Genomic DNA, 17,875 nt, shown 5'->3' with positions numbered 1-17,875 from the left:
ACGGGCGGGGAGGGGTTGTCCGCCCTGCCCCATCGACGCGGTTGGCGATTAGGGTGGGAGGGGCCCGCCCACGACGGCACAAGGGTGCGCGACCACACCAGGAGGCAAAGTGAACGGCGATCGGGACGAGATCCACGGGGGCTGGAATCCGCCCGTCGATGATCAGTCCGACGCGGATCCCGCCGAGATGACGGGTGAGTTCACCATCGACTACACCCCTCCGGCCTGGTACACGCAGAACGCGTCGGGCAGCGGGGGCACGGGGGGCGTGACCCCACCGCCGCCGACGGGCGCGCCCGTTGCCGTGCCGGGGCTGCCGGCGGGCAGCGGCTTCGAGCCTCAGTGGACGCCGGCTCCGGCTCCTGCCGCGCCTTCGGCCCCGGCCCCGGCCGCCGCTCCTGAGCCTTCGGCTTCGGCTCCCGTTCCGGCTCCGGCCGCTCCGGCGGACGGGGGCTCTTTCGGGGGCGGGGACCTGGAGAGCGGCGCGACGATGCGGTTCTCCCCCGCGACGCTGAAGCGTGAGATGGCGGAGATCGCCGGCCGCGCGGAGAACACCGGGACCGAGAACGCCGACACGGGCGCGGGCCCGGCTGCGGGGGACGACGGTGCCTCGCGGCAGGGCGGCTCCCCGGAGCAGTGGGCGGCGAGCGGCGCGTCGACCGGTGACGGCCCGGGAGGGGACGACCCGTCGGCGACGACCGGCTCGGACGGCGGCACACCGGAATCGCCCGCCGCGAGCCCGGCCCTCCCCCAGGCCGACGCGATGACCGGCGACGGTCACGCGGGAGGCGCGGACCCGTCCGTGACCGCCGCCGACGCGGCCACCGCGCCGGAGCAGCCCGCCCAGGCGGGCGACCGCCCCGCGGGAGCGGCCGATGACGAGGCGTCCGGCGGGGGCGAGAGCCCGGCACCCGAGGCCACGGGCGGCGACACCGCGGAGCCGGAAGGCCCGGAGGCCGGTACGACGAGCGCGGATGCCGGTACGACGAACCCAGAGGCCGGTACGGCGACCCCGGACACCGATGCGGCCGTACGGGCGACGGGCGACGGGGCCGCCGCGGCGCCCCAGGGCTCCGCGCCCGCCACCGCCCCCGTGGGCGCTCCCCAGGACGCCGGGCCGGGCGCGCCCGCCGCGCCCGAGCCGTGGAGCCCCGGGGCCCCGCAGGGCGGCGCCGGACTGCCGCCGCTGCCGCCGTCCTTCCAGCCGGCGGCGCCCGCCGCCGCGCCGCAGTGGCCCGCGCCCACCGGTGACCAGCCGGTCCCCCCGGCCGCTCCGCTGCCCGCCGCCGCGTCCTGGCCCGCTCCGGGGACGCCGGGCGCCCAGGCGCCCGTACCGCCGCAGGCCGCTCCTGGTGGTTACGGCTTCCCGCAGCCCGGCCAGCCGATGCCCGCGCCGGGGCCGGTGCCGCCGCAGGCCCAGGCTCCGGACGCCCACGCGCCCACCCCGCAGGGCGGGTACGGCTTCCCGCATCCCGGCGCCGCCCAGCAGCCCGCCACACCCCCCACCCCCCAAGGCGGCTACGGCTTCCCCCACCCCGGCGCCGGACAGCAGCCCACCGCACCCCCCGCCCAGGGCGGGTACGGCTTCCCGCACCCCGGCACGCCCCCCACCCCCCAGGGCGGCTACGGCTTCCCCCACCCCGGCGCCCAGCCCCAGCCCGGGCAGATGCCGCCCGAGCAGCAGGTGCCCGCACAGCACGGTCCGGTGCCCCAGCAGCCCGGGCAGCCGGCGGTGGATCCGCGGACCGGGGCCGCCTGGCCCACGGCCGTCACGCACGACCAGCGCGAGCGTTCCGTGCCGGGCGCCCCGCTCGGGTACAACGCGGCCGTCGAGCTCTCCTCCGACCGATTGCTGCGCAACAACAAGCAGAAGCCGAAGTCCAGCCGTACGCCAGGGGCCGCCGCCCGCTTCAAGCTCGGCGGCAAGAAGGAGGAGGCCGAGCGGCAGCGCAAGCTCGACCTGATCCGTACGCCGGTGCTGTCCTGCTACCGGATCGCGGTCATCTCCCTCAAGGGCGGTGTCGGCAAGACCACGACGACGACCGCGCTGGGCGCCACGCTCGCCACCGAGCGCCAGGACAAGATCCTCGCGATCGACGCCAACCCGGACGCCGGTACGCTCGGCCGCCGTGTGCGGCGCGAGACCGGGGCCACCATCCGGGACCTGGTGCAGGCGATCCCGTACCTGAACTCGTACATGGACATCCGCCGCTTCACCTCGCAGGCGCCCTCCGGTCTGGAGATCATCGCCAACGACGTGGACCCGGCGGTCTCGACGACGTTCAACGACGAGGACTACCGGCGGGCGATCGACGTCCTGGGCAAGCAGTACCCGGTCATCCTCACCGACTCCGGCACCGGTCTGCTCTACAGCGCGATGCGCGGTGTGCTCGATCTCGCCGATCAGCTGATCATCATCTCCACGCCGTCCGTCGACGGCGCCTCCAGCGCGTCGACGACGCTGGACTGGCTCTCCGCGCACGGGTACGCGGAGCTGGTGCAGCGCTCCATCACGGTCATCTCCGGGGTCCGCGAGACCGGAAAGATGATCAAGGTCGATGACATCGTGCAGCACTTCCAGACCCGCTGCCGCGGGGTCGTCGTGGTGCCCTTCGACGAGCATCTCGCGGCGGGCGCCGAGGTCGACCTCGACATGATGCGGCCGAAGACCCGAGAGGCGTACTTCAACCTCTCGGCGATGGTCGCCGAGGACTTCGTGCGGGCGCAGCAGGCGCAGGGGCTGTGGACCGGTGACGCCCAGGGCGGCATGCCGCCGCACATGGCCCCGCCGATGCCGGGCCATCCGGGCCAGCAGGGCCAGCCGCAGGCGCAGCCGTACCCGCAGCAGGGGCAGCCGTACCCGCAGCAGCCGGGACAGCCGTACGCTCCCCAGGCACCGCAGCCCGGTCAGCCGTACGGCGGACAGCCGGGCCAGCCGGTCCAGCAGCCGTACCCGCAGCAGGGGCAGCCGCAGCCGTACCCCCCGCAGCAGCCCTATCCGCAGCAGCAGGCGGGGCAGCAGCCCGGGCAGCCCGGTGTCCCCCAGGCCTGGCAGCAGCAACCGCCGGCGCCGCAAGCGCAGCCGCAGCCGCAGGCGGAAGCGCAAGGTCACACACCGCCCGCCGGATGGCCGCAGCAGCCTCCGCAGACGCCTCCGCAGGCTCCGCCAGCCCCTCAGCAGTAAGGCGTCACAGGAGTAGACCAATGAGGCTCCGCACCGGTTCCCCGGTGCGGAGCCTCCTTGTATTCCCGCAGTCCACAAGGGGTTTGAGTCATCGTTGACTCGCCCGTCCCCCGCTGATAGACCTTCGCTTCACCAGTTGGCGCCCCAAGATCCACGACGCGAGGTCACCTCCCATGGTCATGGTCACGAAGGTTCCACCCCGCCCGCTCGTCCCCGGCAGACTTCTGCGACTCCTCCTCGCCGCCGGCGTCACCGCCACCGCCGTGGTGGCCGTCCCGCAGGCCGCCCAGGCGGCCGCACCCGCGAAGGACGGCGCGAAGGGCGGCGGCACCACGCTCACCGTCGCCGTCTCGCAGAGTGTCGACTCGCTGAGCCCCTTCCTCGCCCAGAAGCTCGTCTCCACCAGCATCCACCGGCTGGCCTACGAGTACCTGACGAACTACGACGCCAAGGACGCCAGGCCCATCCCGGGCCTCGCGACCGAGTGGAAGACCTCGCCGGACAAGCTGACCTGGACGTACACGATCCGCGAGGACTCGAAGTGGTCCGACGGCAGGCAGGCCACCGCCGAGGACGCCGCCTGGACCTTCAACAAGATGATGACGGACGAGAACGCCGCCACCGCGAACGGCAGCTTCACGTCCAACTTCAAGAAGGTCACCGCGCCCGACCCGCGGACGCTCGTCATCGAGCTGAAGAAGCCGCAGGCGACGATGACCGCGCTGGACGTGCCGATCGTGCCCAAGCACGTCTGGGAGAAGGTCGGCGACTTCTCGAAGTTCAACAACGACAAGACCTTCCCGATCGTCGGCAACGGCCCCTTCGTCATCACGGACTTCAAGGTCGACCAGTACATCAAGCTGAAGCCGAACAAGACCTTCTGGCGCGGCGCGCCCAAGTTCGACGAGCTGGTCTTCAAGTACTACAAGGACGGGGACGCGGCCGTCGCCGCGCTGCGGAAGGGTGAGGTGTCCTTCGTACCGAACCTGACGCCCGCTCAGGCGGCGGCGCTGAAGTCGGCGAAGAACATCAAGGTCAACGACGCCCCCGGCCGCCGCTTCTTCGCGCTGGCCACCAATCCGGGCGCGCGGTCCAAGGACGGCAAGACCTTCGGCAACGGCCACAAGGCGCTGCTCGACCCGGCCGTCCGCAAGGCGCTGTTCCTGGCCGTGGACCGGACCACGATCGTCGACAAGGTCTTCCAGGGCCACGCCGTGGAGGGCGAGGGCTACATCCCGCCGCGCTTCGGCCAGTACTTCTGGAAGCCGGGCGCCGGGCAGAAGCTCGGATACGACCCGGCCGCGGCCGAGCGGATCCTCGACAAGGCCGGCTACCGGAAGAACGGTGAGGGCAAGCGCGTCGGCAGGGACGGCAGGCCGCTGGACTTCCGGATCCTGTGCCACGCCACCGATCCGAACGACAAGGCGGTCGGCAAGTACCTCCAGGAGTGGTGGGGCAAGCTCGGCATCGGGCTGAAGGTCGAGTGCCTCGACAACGTCGGCGACCCGTGGACGAAGGGTGACTACGACCTCGCCTTCGACGGCTGGTCGGTCAACCCGGACCCCGACTACGTCCTGTCGATCCACACCTGCGGCACCCTGCCCGCGACGCCGAAGGACACCGGCGCCACCGACAACTTCATCTGCGACCGCGAGTTCGACGCGCTGTACGCGCGGCAGTCGGCGGAGTACGACGGGGCCAAGCGGGCGGATCTGGTCAAGCGGATGCAGTCCCGGCTGTACGACACCGGGTACATGAACGTCATGGCGTACCCGAACGCCCTCGAGGCGTACCGCACGGACCACATCGAGTCGATCACCACCATGCCGGAGGCCGCCGGCAACCTCTACGGCCAGGACGGCTACTGGAGCTGGTGGTCGGCGGTGCCCGCGGCCTCCGCCGACGGCGAGGAGTCCGGCTCGTCCACCGGCGTCTGGCTGGTGATCGGCCCGGCCGTCCTCGTGCTCGTCGCGGTCGGCGTCTGGGCAGCCGTGCGCCGCCGCTCCACCGCCGACGACCGCGAGTAGCGGCCGTGACGACGGCAGGCACCCCCGCCGACGTGGTGCGGACCGACCAGGTCCGCGCCACGGACGGCGCCTCCCGCACCGGATCGGCCCTCGGCTACCTCCGCCACGCGGCGGGCAAGCTGGGCGGCGCGGCCGTCTCGCTGTTCGCCGTGCTCGTCACCAGCTTTTTCCTGTTCCGGATCATCCCCGGAGACCCGGTCAAGGCGATGACGCACGGCGTGCCGACCTCGGCCGAGCAACTCGCGACGCTGCGCAGGCAGTTCGGCCTCGACCTGCCGCTGTGGCAGCAGTTCACGGACTACTGCGGCAAGGCGCTGAGCGGCGACCTCGGCACCTCGTACCAGTTCCACGCCCCGGTCGGGGAGCTGATCGCGCAGAAGCTGCCCGCGACCCTGCTGCTGACCGGTGTCGCGGTGCTGGTCTACTCGGCGCTCGGGCTGTGGCTCGGCACCCGGTCCGCCTGGCACCACGGCGGGCTCGGTGACCGGCTGAACACCGGCGTCGCCCTGACGCTGTGGTCCGTCCCGTCGTTCTGGCTCGGACTGCTGCTGATCATCGTCTTCTCGGTCGGCATCGGCCCGGTCCCCGGGCTCTTCCCGACCGGCGGCATGGAGTCGGGCGCGGGCGGGACCGGCTTCGCGTACGTCCTCGACGTCGCCCACCACATGGTGCTGCCGGTCCTCACCCTGGTCGCGGTCGGGTACGCCCAGACGCTGCTGGTCATGCGCTCCTCGCTGCTCGACGAGATGGGCGGCGACTATCTGACGACCGCGCGGGCGAAGGGGCTCCGCGACGACCTCGTACGCCGCCGGCACGCCGTACCCAACGCCCTCCTGCCGACGGTCACCATGGTCTTCATCAACCTCGGCCATGTGGCGGCCGGCTCGATCCTGGTCGAGACGGTGTTCTCCTGGCCGGGTCTGGGCGGGCTGTTCTACCAGGCGCTGAGCGTGCCCGATCTGCCGCTCGTGCAGGGCCTGTTCGTGGTGTTCGCCGGAGCGATGATCGTGATGAACCTGATCGCCGACCTGCTCTATCCGCTGCTCGACCCCCGGGTGGGCCGATGACGACCTCGCTGACCTGGACGCGGCGCAAGAACGCCGTGTCCCGCTTCTGGAAGCAGTACCGCTCCCACCGCGCCGGTCTCTACGGGCTGGCCGGGCTCGCGCTGATCGCCCTGCTCGCGCTCGCCGCCCCGCTGATCGTCGGCTCCGACGTGCAGTCGGTGACGAACGCGCCCGGCACGGCCCTGGAGTCCCCGAGCGCCCGGTTCCCGCTGGGGACCGACCAGTTCGGGCGCTCCCTGCTCGGCCTGCTGCTCTGGGGAGCCAGGATCTCGCTGCTCGTCGGCCTGCTCGCGGCGGCGCTCTCGGTCGCCATCGGCACGCTCGTCGGCATCCTCGCGGGCCACTACGGCGGCTGGTTCGCGACCGTCGTCATGCGGGTCACCGACTGGTTCCTGGTGATGCCGGCGCTGGTCCTGGCGATCGTGCTGGCGACGGTGATGTCCCGGTCGATCTGGACGGTGATCCTGGCGATCGGTGTCACCAGCTGGCCGACGACGGCCCGGCTGGTGCGGGCGCAGACGATCGCGGTGGAGTCCCGCCCGTACATCGAGCGGGCCACCGCGCTGGGGGGCGGGCACGGGCACATCATGAGCCGGCACGTGCTGCCCAACGTGATGCCGCTGGTGCTCGCGCAGACCACGCTCGGCATCTCCACGGCGATCCTCACCGAGGCGACGCTGGCCTTCCTCGGCCTCGGCGATCCGACGGTGGTGTCGTGGGGCGGCATGCTCCAGGACGCCCGGGAGGCGGGCGCGGTCTCCTCGGGCCACTGGTGGTACCTCGCCCCGCCCGGCATCGCGATCGCGCTGGTGGCGCTCGCCTTCACCCTGTGCGGCCGGGCGATCGAGTCCGTGCTCAACCCGAAGCTGGGGGTGGGGCGTTGAGCCTCCTGGAGATCCGAGACCTGTCGGTGACCTACGGGTCGGGGGCGGCGGCCGTCCCCGCCGTACGGGGGGTCGATCTCACCCTGGGCGCCGGACAGAAGCTCGGGGTCGCTGGCGAGTCGGGGTGCGGGAAGTCGACGATGGCGCTGGCGCTGCTGCGGCTCCTGCCGCCCTCCGCCCGTCTGACGGGCGAGATCCTGCTCGACGGCGAGGACGTCCTCACCATGAAGTGGGGGCGGCTGCGGGCCGTGCGCTGGGCGGGGGCGTCGATCGTCTTCCAGGGCGCGATGCACTCGCTGAACGCGGTGCACCGGATCGGCGACCAGATCGCCGAACCGCTGCTCGTGCACGGGCGGGCGACGCCGGCGGCGGCGCGGAAGCGGGTGGGTGAGCTCCTGGAGCACGTGGGGCTGCCGGCGGCTCGGGCGGCCGCGTATCCGCACGAGCTGTCCGGCGGGCAGCGCCAGCGGGTGATGATCGCGATGGCGCTGGCCTGCGGCCCTCGGCTGATCGTGGCGGACGAGCCGACGACCGCGCTGGACGTGATGATCCAGGCGCAGATCCTGCGGCTGATCGAGCGGCTGGTCGCCGACGAGGACATCAGCCTGCTGATGATCAGCCACGATCTGGCCGTCCTCGCCGACACCTGCGACCGGCTCGCGGTGATGTACGCCGGGCGGGTGGTGGAGGAGGGCCCGGCGCGGGCGGTGTACGACGCCGCCGAGCACCCGTACGGGCGGGCGCTGTCCTCGGCGTTCCCGCGGATCGGCGACCCGGCGTCGCGGCGGGCGCCGCGCGGGCTGCCGGGCGACCCGCCGGACCCGGCGGATCTGCCGGGCGGGTGCGCGTTCCATCCGCGCTGCCCGGTGGCGGTGGAGGTGTGCGGCGAGCTGGACCAGGAACTGCGGGAGGCGGGCGCGGAGCGCCGGGCGGCCTGCGTACATGTCGGGAGCGGCTCATGAAACCACTGGATCCGCACGCGGCGACATCGGGCACGGCGTCGCCGGACGTCGGGGCGTCGGGTACGGCGTCGCCGGATGCCGTCGCGTCGAGTACGGCGTCATCGGACGTCGGGACGTCGGGCACGGCGTCACCGGACGCCGGGGCGTCCCCGGACGGGGCGCCGGCGCGGCCGCTCCTTGCGGCGTCCGGGCTGCGCGTCGCCTTCCCCGGGCGGCGCGGGGCGCCCGCCGCGCGCGCCGTGGACGGGGTGGATCTGGCCATCGGCGCGGGCGAGATCGTCGCGCTGGTCGGCGAGTCGGGGTGCGGCAAGACGACGCTGGCCCGCTCGCTGCTCGGCCTGGTGCCGCCCACGTCCGGGACGGTGACCTTCGCCGGTGAGCCGCTGTCGTACACCCCCCGCGCCCTGAAGGCGTACCGCAAGCGGGTCCAGCTGGTCCTTCAGGACCCGAGCGGCTCGCTGAATCCGCGGCACACGGTGTACGACGCGGTGGCGGAGGGGCTGCGGATCCACGGGTACGGCGGGGACGAGCGTGCCGCCGTCGCCGCGGCCCTCGCGCGGGCCGGGCTGCGGCCGCCGGAGCGCTTCTTCCTGCGCTATCCGCACGAGCTGTCCGGCGGCCAGCGCCAGCGGGTCGTCATCGCGGGCGCCCTGGTCCTCGAACCGGAACTGATCGTCGCCGACGAGCCGGTGGCCTCGCTGGACGCCTCGGTGCGCGGGGAGATCCTGGCGCTGCTGCTGCGTCTGCGGGACGAGCTGGGCCTCTCGGCGCTGGTCGTGACCCATGACCTGGGTCTCGCGTGGAACATCGCGGACCGGGTGGCGGTGATGTATCTGGGGCGGATCGTGGAGACGGGCTCCGTGGAGTCCGTACTGACGTCGCCTCGGCACCCGTACACGCGAGCTCTGCTGTCGGTGCTTCCGGAGTCCGGGGGCGAGCCGGTGGTGCTGACCGGCGAGCCCCCGGACCCGTCCCGGATCCCCTCCGGGTGCCGCTTCCACGCCCGCTGCCCGGTCCTCGCCTCGGGAGAGGCGGCCGCGGTCGCGGACCGCTGCCGGGGCGAGGACCTGCCGGTGCTCGACGGGGGCAGCGGGGCGCGGGGTGCGGCGTGCCACTGGGTGGCACGCCGCGGGGCGACGGGAGGCTGAGCCCGTCGGGAGAGCGTCGGGTCAGTCCGTCAGTCCGTCAACTGGTCAACCGGTCAACCGGTCAGTCGGTCTTGGGGTTGTCCGGCTTCGGCGCCGCGCCTCCCTCGGGGATCTGCTCGCAGGAGCTGATGGACGTCCGCGTGGAGACCGACTGCACGAGGCAGGTGTCCTTGCCGACGCCGGCGTCCACCGTCCCCCAGTGCTCTCCGACGGTCAGGATGGCACCGCCCGGTCCGCTGATCCTGTCGTCGCCGGGTCCGGCCTGGATCAGTCCACCGGACTCCGGGCCCAGGGCGGCGGCCTCGATGGTGTCGTTCTCGCTGCCGCCGAGGACGCGGGCGGAGAAGTCGATGATGCCCGTCTTGATGGTGTCGGCACCGTCGTTGCCGGTCACGATGCCGCCGCCGCGGTTGAACTGTCCGGGCGCGCCGGAGACCGAACCGGTGGTGATCTTGTCGTCACCGTCGTCGCCGTGGACGACGGCGCCCAGCTTCGCGCCGTCGCCACGGACGGTGGCCACCTTGATGATGTCGTTGCCGCGGTTGCCCCGCACCATGCTGAACGTGGTCTGCGGCACCAGGTGCTTGGCGCGGATCACGTCGTGGCCCTCGCCGCCCAACAGGGCGGAGTCGATGACCAGGCCCCTGACCTCGATCATGTCGTTGCCGCCGCCGCCGGAGACGGTGACGCCTTCCAGGTCGCTGTCGCAGAAGATGTAGTCGTCGTGCGGGGTGCCGTTGACCTGGTTCCCGGGCGGCGCGGGCACGTCGTTGACCCAGCACTGGTGCATGGGGACGCGGGCCTTGTGCGCGCCGGACGCCTGGGCGGGCGCGCCGGCCACGGTGACGACGGCGACGCCGGCGAGCAGCGCGGTCAGCGCGGCCGGGCCGCGCGCGGCCTTGCGCAGGGATGGCGGGGTGGTGACGGACATTGCGGGTCTCCTTTGCGAAATGGCGAGAGATGCCAGGGGGACGAGCGGTCGAGCGGTCAGGTGGTCGTGGTGCGCGCGGGGTGCGCCGCGGGCGGGCAGCCGACGATCCGGCGGGTGTTGAGGTCGGGTTCGAGGGACGGCGCGGCGGCCGTGGTCCATCTGCCGAGGCACATCTCCGCGGTGATGCCGGGGCCGAAGCCGGCCACGATGCCGCGGGCGCCCTCGGCCAGGCCGCCCTCCTCGAAGAGCCGGCGTACCGCGTCCAGGACGACGGCGCTGGCGATGTTCCCGTACTCCGTGAGGGTGGCCCGGCTGAACCGGAAGTCCTCGGGCGGGACTTCGAGGAAGTGGCTCAGGTCGTCCAGGATCCGGGGGCCGCCGGCGTGGATGATGTAGAAGTCCAGGTCGCCGGCGTCCCAGCCGTGCGCGTCGGCGATCTCGCGGAGCGCGGGCGCCAGCGGCTCCATGGTGGTCGGCACCCGCTTGTCGAGCAGGAAGTGGAACCCGGTGGCCCGGACGCTGTACGCGATCCAGTCCTCGGTGTCGGGGACCAGGTGGGAGTTGTTCCGTTCCAGGGCGATCCCGGTGCCGCCCCTGCCGCGGACGACCGCCGACGCGACGGCGTCGCCGAACAGTCCGTTGGAGAGCAGCGAGCCCACACCGAGGTCGGTCGGCTGGTAGCACAGCGAGCAGAACTCGCAGGCGACGATGAGGACGTTGGCGTCCGGGTAGGCGACACAGAAGTCGTGCGCCCGGTTGATGGCGGCGCCGCCCGCCGCACAGCCCAGCTGGGCGATGGGCAGCTGTCGGGTGTGGCTGGGGAAGCCCATCGTGTTGATCAGCCAGGCGGTCAGCGAGGGCATCATGAAGCCCGTGCACGACACGAAGACGATCATGTCGATGTCGGCGGGGCGCAGCCCGGCGTTGCGCAGGGCCTCCTCGACGACCTTGGGCACGCGGGCCTTCGCCTCCGCCTCGTACAGCGTGTTGCGTTCCTCGAAGCCCGGATGTTTCAGCGTCTCCTCGATGGGCTGGACGATGTGCCGCTGAGTGACACCGGTGTTCTCGATCAGCCGCAGGGCCAGCGGCAGTTGGGGGTGATCGGCATGGCGCGAACGGGCGAGAGCGAGCGTCTCCTCCCTTGTGATCACGTACTCGGGTACGGCCACCGCGGGTTTGCACAGAGTCACCACGACACTCGCTCCTTCGATCAGGTACGCCGTGAACTGCCGCCACAGTCACCCGCCGGCGGCGACCCCGCAACCGCGAGCGTCATGGAATACGCACGGAGAGTCACCCGGGCTGCCCTCGGCGGCCGGTTCCGGCCGTGCTCCGTTCAGGGGGCTGTGGCCTTCCACCGTGTCGCGGCCTCCCCCGCCCGGGAACAGCCTCCCCATGAGTTCCGAACCGACGGCCGCGTCACGGCCGGCACACGTCTGGGCGGTCGACGACCTGCCCGCGCTGGACTTCGACCCCCTGCTGACCGAACTGCTCGACAAGGAGCCGGTGGCCCGCATCCGGCTGCCCTTCGCCGCCGAGAACGAGGCGTGGCTGGTCACGCGGTACGACGACGTCCGCGCGGTGACGTCCGATCCGCGGTTCAGCCGTACGGCCCTGCTCGACCGCATGGTGACCGGGATGACCGGCCACATGGTGGCCTCGAAAGCGGCGCTGAACTACGCCGATCCGCCGTACCACACCCAGCTGCGCAAGGCTGTGACCAAGGCGTTCACCGGCCAGAGCACCAAACGGCTGCGCCCGTTGGCGCAGGCGACCACCGACCGGCTGCTCGACGCGATGGAGGAGTCGGGCCGCCCCGCCGATCTGATGAGGCATCTGCACGGACCCCTGCCGATGGCCGTGGTCTGCGATCTTCTCGGCATCCCCGACGAGGACCGCGCGGAGCTGGCGTCCTGGCCGGACCTGATCCTGTCCTCGGGGCCCGGCCCGGAGAGCAGCAGGGCGGCCAAGGCGCAGATCCACGGCTACATCAGCAAGCTGCTCGACCAGCGGCGCGCGGAGCCGCGCGACGACCTGGCCGGGGTGCTCGCGGAGTCGCTGGAGGAGGGCCGCATCAGCGTCGACGAGGCCGTCTCGCTGGCCATGGCGATCCTGATCAGCGGCGCGCACGCGGTCCGGAACAACAGCGCCAACATGGTGTACGTACTGCTCACCCGTCCGGACCTGATGGCACGGCTGCGGGCCGAGCCGGAGCTGCTGCCGCAGGCGGTGGACGAGCTGCTGCGCTGGATCCCGCACCGCAACGGCGTCGGGCTGCCGCGGATCGCCACCGAGGACGTGGAGATCGGCGGGGTGCTGATCCGAGCGGGTGAGGCGGTGTACGCGTCCTACCTCGCCGCCAACCGGGATCCGATGGTCTTCAAGAACCCGCACGACGTCGACTTCGACCGTACGGGCACCGGGCACGTCTCCTTCGGGCACGGGCCGCACCACTGCATGGGGGCGATGCTGACCCGGATGGAGTCCGAGGTGATGCTCTCCACGCTGCTGAGGCGCTACCCGGAGCTGCGGCTCGCGGGGGCCCCGGAGGAGACGGTCTTCCAGTCCAAGGGCCTGATCCGCGGCCCCAAGGAGCTGATCGTCACCTGGTGACGCCGGGAGCCGGGCCGGCTCGAACCCGGCCGGGCGCCCGCGAGGGGAACCGGGGCTCCTTCCCGGACAGGGGCACCGTGCTCAGGCGCGGTGCCCCTGGTCGTACGCCTCGGTCAGCTCGCGGCACCGCTTCACGTCCCCGGCCATCGCTTCCAGCAGATCGTCGAGCGTGGCGAACTTGAGCATGCCGCGGACGTACGCGAGGAAGTCCACGGCCACGTGCAGGCCGTACAGGTCGAGGCCCTCGCGGTCGATGGCGTACGCCTCGACCGTCCGCTCCGTGCCGTCGAACTGCGGGTTGGTGCCGACCGAGATCGCGGCCGGCATGCGCTCGCCGGCGGCCGTCAGCCAGCCGGCGTACACGCCGTCGGCGGGGATCGCGGTGTGCGGCAGCGTCTCGACGTTGGCGGTCGGGAAGCCGAGCTCCCGGCCGCGCTGGGCGCCGCGCACGACGATGCCCTCGACGCGGTGCGGGCGGCCGAGGATCTCGGCGGCGCCCTCCATGTCGCCCTCGGCGACCAGTCGGCGGGTGAGCGTGGAGGAGAAGGGCTGGCCGCCGCCCGCCGTGCCGCTCACATAGAGGTCGACGACTTCGACCTCGTAGTCGTAGGTGGCGCCCAGTTCGGCCAGGAAGGCGACGTCGCCGGCGGCCCGGTGGCCGAAGCGGAAGTTCGGGCCCTCGATGACGGCCTTCGCGTGCAGCTTGTCCACGAGGACCTTCACGATGAAGTCCGCCGGGGAGAGCTTCGAGAACTCGGCCGTGAACGGCAGGATGAGCACCGCGTCCACGCCCAGCTCCGCCATCAGCTCGGCGCGCCGGTGGTGGGGGGCGAGCAGCGGCGGGTGGCTGCCGGGCCGTACGACCTCGGAGGGGTGCGGGTCGAAGGTGACGACGACCGAGGGGATGCCGAGCTCGCGCGCCCGCTCGACCGCCCGTCCGATGATCAGCTGGTGTCCGCGGTGCACGCCGTCGTAGGAGCCGATGGTGACGACGCTGCGCCCCCAGTCCTGGGGGATGTCCTCCAAGCCTCGCCAGCGTTGCACTGTGACCGCTCCTCGTCCGCCTGTTCGCCGATTACGCAGGTCTAAGACTGCCATGCTCACGGCCGTCGGTTCGCATCGGCATGGGACTGCCGATGGTCTCGACGGTACGGCGGGTGCTCGGCCCGACGAGGCCCGCCCATTCAGGGGGGTCCGCGCGCAGCCAGTCGGCCAGCCGCGCGGCGAAGGCGGGGACTTCTCGGGCGAGCTCGACGAGCCGGCGGTCGAAGTGGGCCGCGCCCTCGGGGGTGCGGACGAGGAGGAGCCCGGTGCGGTGGACGAGATCGCGGGTGCGGACCTCGCTGCGCCGCTCGCAGCCGAGGGCGGCGGCGCGCAGCAGCGCGTCGAGGACGGCCGGGTCGCGCGACGCGTCCGGTCCGTCGTTCTCGTACGTCTCGTACGTGAGGAGTACGTCGAGGAGCTCGGTCCGCAGGAGGCGGGAGGCGCCGGTGCCCGGAGCCGCGAGGACGGGGGCGAAGGCGCTGCGGACGGCGGCGGGGTGGACCCGGAGGAGGCCGGTGACCAGGGGAAAGAGGACGGCCCTGGCGGCCGGGCCGTGTTCGAGGCGGCGGTCCACGTAGGCGGCGGCGTGCGGTGCGCCCTCGGGGTGGCGGTCGACGTACTCGCGGACGAGGTCGGCGGCGCGGCGGGCGAGGGCGGGAGCGGTGACCTCTGCGAGCGCCCGCAGGACGTCGGCGGCCGCGTCGCCGGGTCCGTCCAGGCGGCTCCGGAAGGCGGCGAACACCGGCTCGGGGTGGGTGGTGAGCGCGGCGGCCAGGGCACTCGCGGGCACCCGGGGCTCGGCGAGCGCACGCGGCAGATGCCGGGTGCGGGTGTGCGGGTCGCGGACCAGGAGGCCGAGGGCGGGGCCGTGCAGATCCGCGTCGCCGGGGCGGGCGAGCAGGGCGAGGGCGGCGTAGCGCAGGAGCTCGCGGTCGGCGCTCGTCCTGACGTGCTCGGCGACGAGGCTGCCGTAGGCCGCTGCCGCCGCGCGGCGCTCCGGGCGTCCGTCGTCGTGCGCCCACCGGTCGACGGCCCGGCACACGGCGGACGGCTCGTCCTCGGCGAGCGCGGCCAGGAGGCCGTCGGCGAGGGGGTGCGCGGTGGCGGCGAGCGCCTCGCACAGGTCGTCGACGGCAAGCTTCCGGTGCGTGTGCAGCAGCGCTTGGGCGGCGGTGCCGACGGTCGCGTACGGGGCGGCGGGCAGCGCCCGTCCATCGCCGAACCACCGGCACAGCAACGGCTGCACGCTGCGGGGCTCGGCGGCCAGCCGCGCGGCGACGATGTCGAGACAGCGCGACCGCCCCACCTCACCGGGCGCCCCGTCGGCGGTCACGAGCCGCCGCCACAGATCCATCCGCTCGTCCTCCCCAACGCGCAGAGCATCCCAGAACGCCGGCCCGAAGCCCCCGAAGACACCAGGCCCGGTGTCTGAGGGCCCACCTGGGGCGGCCCGGGCACCGGTACGGTCCGGTGGACGGTCGAGGGGGGAGGGCGCGGCGCGCCGGGGGTCGTGGGCGGCCTCCCACCCGTCCGCGCGCGGGAGGTCGCCGGCCGCCCAGCCTGCAGCCCCGTTGACGCCGGGCCAACCAGGCCCGGCGGCGGCGGCGTCGGGCACGGCCGCTGGTTCGATTCGACCGCCCGGCCGCTGGGCCCGGCGGTCCGCCTGCGGCGGCACGGTGGGGGCTGTCGGCGGCGGCGAGGTCGCGCCGATGCGGTCGGCGAGGTGGCGCAGGACCGGCAGGTACGGCCTCGGGTCCGGGACGCCGAGGAGGCAGTCGGCGAGGAGGCGGCTTCCCCACCAGGCGCCGTCCGTGGCGTCCAGGCCGGCGTCGGAGAGCCGGGCGAGTCCGTCGACCAGCCCGTCCAGGCGGGGCACGAGCGCGCCGGGGCCCTGGTCGCGGTCCAGGAGGAGCAGGGCCTGGAGCACCGGGCCGACGCGGTGGCGCGGTACGGGGAGCGAGCTAGGCGCCTCCACGGCGGAGCCGTGCCCGCCCGGCGGCGTACTCAGCGCATCCTCGGCGGAGCCGTGCGCACCGGGCGCCGCGCTCAACACCCCCTCGGCGGAGCCACGCCCGGCAGGCGGCGTACTCAGCGCCTCCACGGCGGAGCCGTGCGCACCGGGCGGCGCGCTCAACACCTCCCGGGCAGAGCCGTGCCCGCCGGGCAGCCCGCCCCGCGCCCCCACGGCGGAGCCGCGCCCTCCACCCGCCGCACCGCCGGGCGTACCCGCGGCGCGCCGGACCGAGGCGTCCTCGTGCCAGCGGTGGACCAAGGTGTGCAGGGCTCCGTCCACGTCGAGGTGTGCGCCCTGGAGCCAGTCCGCGAGTTCCTCGTGGCCGAAGCGGTAGCCGGAGCCCGCCGGGACGAGGAGACCCTCCGTCAGGGCGGCGGAGGCCCAGCCCGTCCGCCAGGGGAAGAGCTCCTCGAAGGACTCCCGGTCCAGTTCGCCCTGGCCCGGGCCCAGGCAACGGCGGGCGGCCTCGTGGACCTGTCCGGCGACCCGTGCGGCCAGGCGGCGCACGGCGGTGCCGCGGACGAGGGGGCGGGACCCGGCGGCGATTCGTACGGCGATCCGCAGACACATCAGATCCAGATGGGCCGAGAAGATCTCCTCCCGCCCCGGCCGCCCCGGCACCGCTCCGGGCAGCGCCTCCCGGACCTCGGCGAGCAGCCGCAGCGCCAGCGGGTGCCGGGCGTCGGCGGCGGCCAGGTCCCCCTCCCCCAGCCCGTACCGCTCCCGTGCCACCCGTGCCTCCTCCTCGCTCAGCTCCCCGATCACCACGGGTGAGGGGCGGTGGGAGGCGCCCGGCGAGTAGAGCCGGCCCGCCTCTTCCCAGTGCTCCGGGCGGCAGCCGAGCATCAGGCGGACACCGTGGGCGCGGAGCCAGCGCTCCGTGCCGGTGGTCCATTCGGGCAGGCGGTGGGCGAGGGCCGGGGGCATCTCCTCCGGGCCGTCGAGGATCACCAGGAGCGGGCGGCCCGCCTCGCGGGCCAGGGCCGCGGCCCGGTCCGGTGTGGCGGTGGTGGCGTCGCCGCGGACGCCGGACGTGGCGACGATCCGCCCGGCCTGGCGCAGGGCGCGACCGACGGCGTCGGCGACGGAGGCATCGTCGGCGTGCAGGTCGGCGCCGCGCAGCCAGACGGTGGGGGCCGGTTCCGTGCCCCGGGCGCGGCGGGCGCAGTGGGCGGCGAGGGCCGTGGTGCGACCGGTGCCGGGGAGGCCGACGAGCGCGAGGACCAAAGCGTCACCGGCGGCGAAGGCGGCGAACTCCCGGACGAGATCGGCCCGTTCCACCGGGTCGGCCCACACACCGGGCGCGCCCGCCGAGCCGGCGGAGGTGGCGGTGAGCTCCAGGACGCCGGCGAGGTTGAGGTCCTGGCCGTAGCAGGGGACGGTGGCGGCGTTGCGTCGCAGCAGCGCGGCCAGCGGCCCCGTCGGCACGAGCGGCAGCGCGTATCCGGCGGCCCGGCGCTCACCGTGCAGGGCGGTGCCGAGGACGGCGAGCACGGCTCCGGTGGCGGGGTCGAGGACGGGTCCGCCCGCCGCCTGCCCCCCGAGGCGCAGCGCCTCGGCGCCCTCGGTGCCGATGGCCAGCTCCAGGGCGTTGCCGAGGACGTGGAAACGGTCGAGTGCGGTGTACGTGACGGACGCGGCGGTGAGGACCCGCGCCTCTCGCCAGCCGTGCGCGGCGATCCGTACGTACGCGCCCGCCTCGATCTCCCGGCGTGCCGCGATCGGCAGCGGGCGGACCCCGAGTCCGTCGGTGCGCACGAGTGCGAGCCCTGACTCGGGCAGGGGGGTGATGGCGTCGCTCTCCGCGACGCAGGTGCGGTCGCCGGGGGCGGTCAGGACGAGGCGGACGAGGCCGTCGACGGCCTCGTGGCTGGTGACGACGGTCCCCCGGTCGTCGGCGACGAAGCCGGTCCCGCGCGGACGGCCCGCCGGATCACAGATCCGTACGAGCGTCGCCAGGTCCCCGCGTGCCATGGTGTCGACGTTAGGTCGGTGGTGATC

The 17,875-nt window shown here is 73.7% G+C and carries 11 protein-coding genes; 7 read left to right on the top strand and 4 right to left on the bottom strand.

Annotated elements, in window-relative coordinates; all coding sequences use genetic code 11:
- The first annotated feature begins 109 nt into the window (after window positions 1–109).
- From ACIRB4_RS30180 to ACIRB4_RS30155, 6 genes are all read left to right on the top strand, one after another.
- Window positions 110–3,184: an SCO5717 family growth-regulating ATPase gene (locus ACIRB4_RS30180; protein WP_403295618.1), complete on the top strand. Its 3,075-nt coding sequence runs from the start codon at window positions 110–112 to the stop codon at window positions 3,182–3,184.
- A 179-nt stretch (window positions 3,185–3,363) separates the two neighbouring features.
- A complete protein-coding gene (locus ACIRB4_RS30175; RefSeq protein ID WP_403295656.1) occupies window positions 3,364–5,211 on the top strand; it encodes an ABC transporter substrate-binding protein in 1,848 nt (615 codons plus the stop codon).
- Window positions 5,212–5,216: 5 nt separating this feature from the next.
- Window positions 5,217–6,278, top strand: a complete 1,062-nt coding sequence (locus tag ACIRB4_RS30170) for an ABC transporter permease (protein WP_403295616.1) — start codon at window positions 5,217–5,219, stop codon at window positions 6,276–6,278.
- Window positions 6,275–7,162, top strand: coding sequence for an ABC transporter permease (locus ACIRB4_RS30165; protein WP_403295615.1), 888 nt, complete (start codon window positions 6,275–6,277; stop codon window positions 7,160–7,162). The genes ACIRB4_RS30170 and ACIRB4_RS30165 overlap by 4 nt, the downstream gene beginning before the upstream one ends.
- A complete protein-coding gene (locus ACIRB4_RS30160; protein ID WP_403295614.1) occupies window positions 7,159–8,124 on the top strand; it encodes an ABC transporter ATP-binding protein in 966 nt (321 codons plus the stop codon). The genes ACIRB4_RS30165 and ACIRB4_RS30160 overlap by 4 nt, the downstream gene beginning before the upstream one ends.
- Window positions 8,121–9,272 (top strand): oligopeptide/dipeptide ABC transporter ATP-binding protein, encoded by a 1,152-nt coding sequence (locus ACIRB4_RS30155; RefSeq protein WP_403295612.1) that lies wholly within the window; start codon window positions 8,121–8,123, stop codon window positions 9,270–9,272. Before ACIRB4_RS30160 ends, ACIRB4_RS30155 begins: the two co-directional genes overlap by 4 nt.
- A 61-nt stretch (window positions 9,273–9,333) precedes the next feature.
- Here ACIRB4_RS30155 and ACIRB4_RS30150 read toward each other — a convergent pair whose 3' ends face one another.
- Both ACIRB4_RS30150 and ACIRB4_RS30145 read right to left on the bottom strand, forming a co-directional pair.
- Complete coding sequence (locus ACIRB4_RS30150; RefSeq protein WP_403295610.1) at window positions 9,334–10,203, bottom strand: hypothetical protein; 870 nt, start codon at window positions 10,201–10,203, stop codon at window positions 9,334–9,336.
- A 56-nt stretch (window positions 10,204–10,259) separates the two neighbouring features.
- A complete protein-coding gene (locus ACIRB4_RS30145; protein ID WP_403295609.1) occupies window positions 10,260–11,396 on the bottom strand; it encodes a type III polyketide synthase in 1,137 nt (378 codons plus the stop codon).
- Window positions 11,397–11,598: 202 nt separating this feature from the next.
- Between ACIRB4_RS30145 and ACIRB4_RS30140 the strand changes: the two genes are divergently transcribed.
- On the top strand, window positions 11,599–12,816 hold the full coding sequence (locus tag ACIRB4_RS30140; protein ID WP_403295607.1) for a cytochrome P450: 1,218 nt from the start codon (window positions 11,599–11,601) through the stop codon (window positions 12,814–12,816).
- 81 nt (window positions 12,817–12,897) lie between these two features.
- Here the strand turns inward: ACIRB4_RS30140 and ACIRB4_RS30135 are convergent, their stop codons facing one another.
- Together ACIRB4_RS30135 and ACIRB4_RS30130 are read right to left on the bottom strand one after the other, a co-directional pair.
- Window positions 12,898–13,860, bottom strand: coding sequence for a bifunctional riboflavin kinase/FAD synthetase (locus tag ACIRB4_RS30135; RefSeq protein ID WP_403295606.1), 963 nt, complete (start codon window positions 13,858–13,860; stop codon window positions 12,898–12,900).
- Window positions 13,861–13,891: 31 nt separating this feature from the next.
- Complete coding sequence (locus tag ACIRB4_RS30130; protein WP_403295604.1) at window positions 13,892–17,848, bottom strand: trypsin-like peptidase domain-containing protein; 3,957 nt, start codon at window positions 17,846–17,848, stop codon at window positions 13,892–13,894.
- Window positions 17,849–17,875: the final 27 nt, after the last annotated feature.

The organism is Streptomyces sp. NPDC093600 (assembly GCF_044764755.1).
Taxonomy (GTDB): domain Bacteria; phylum Actinomycetota; class Actinomycetes; order Streptomycetales; family Streptomycetaceae; genus Streptomyces.
The sequence above is the reverse complement of the archived record's forward strand: the minus strand, read 5'-3'. Positions and strand labels throughout refer to the sequence as shown.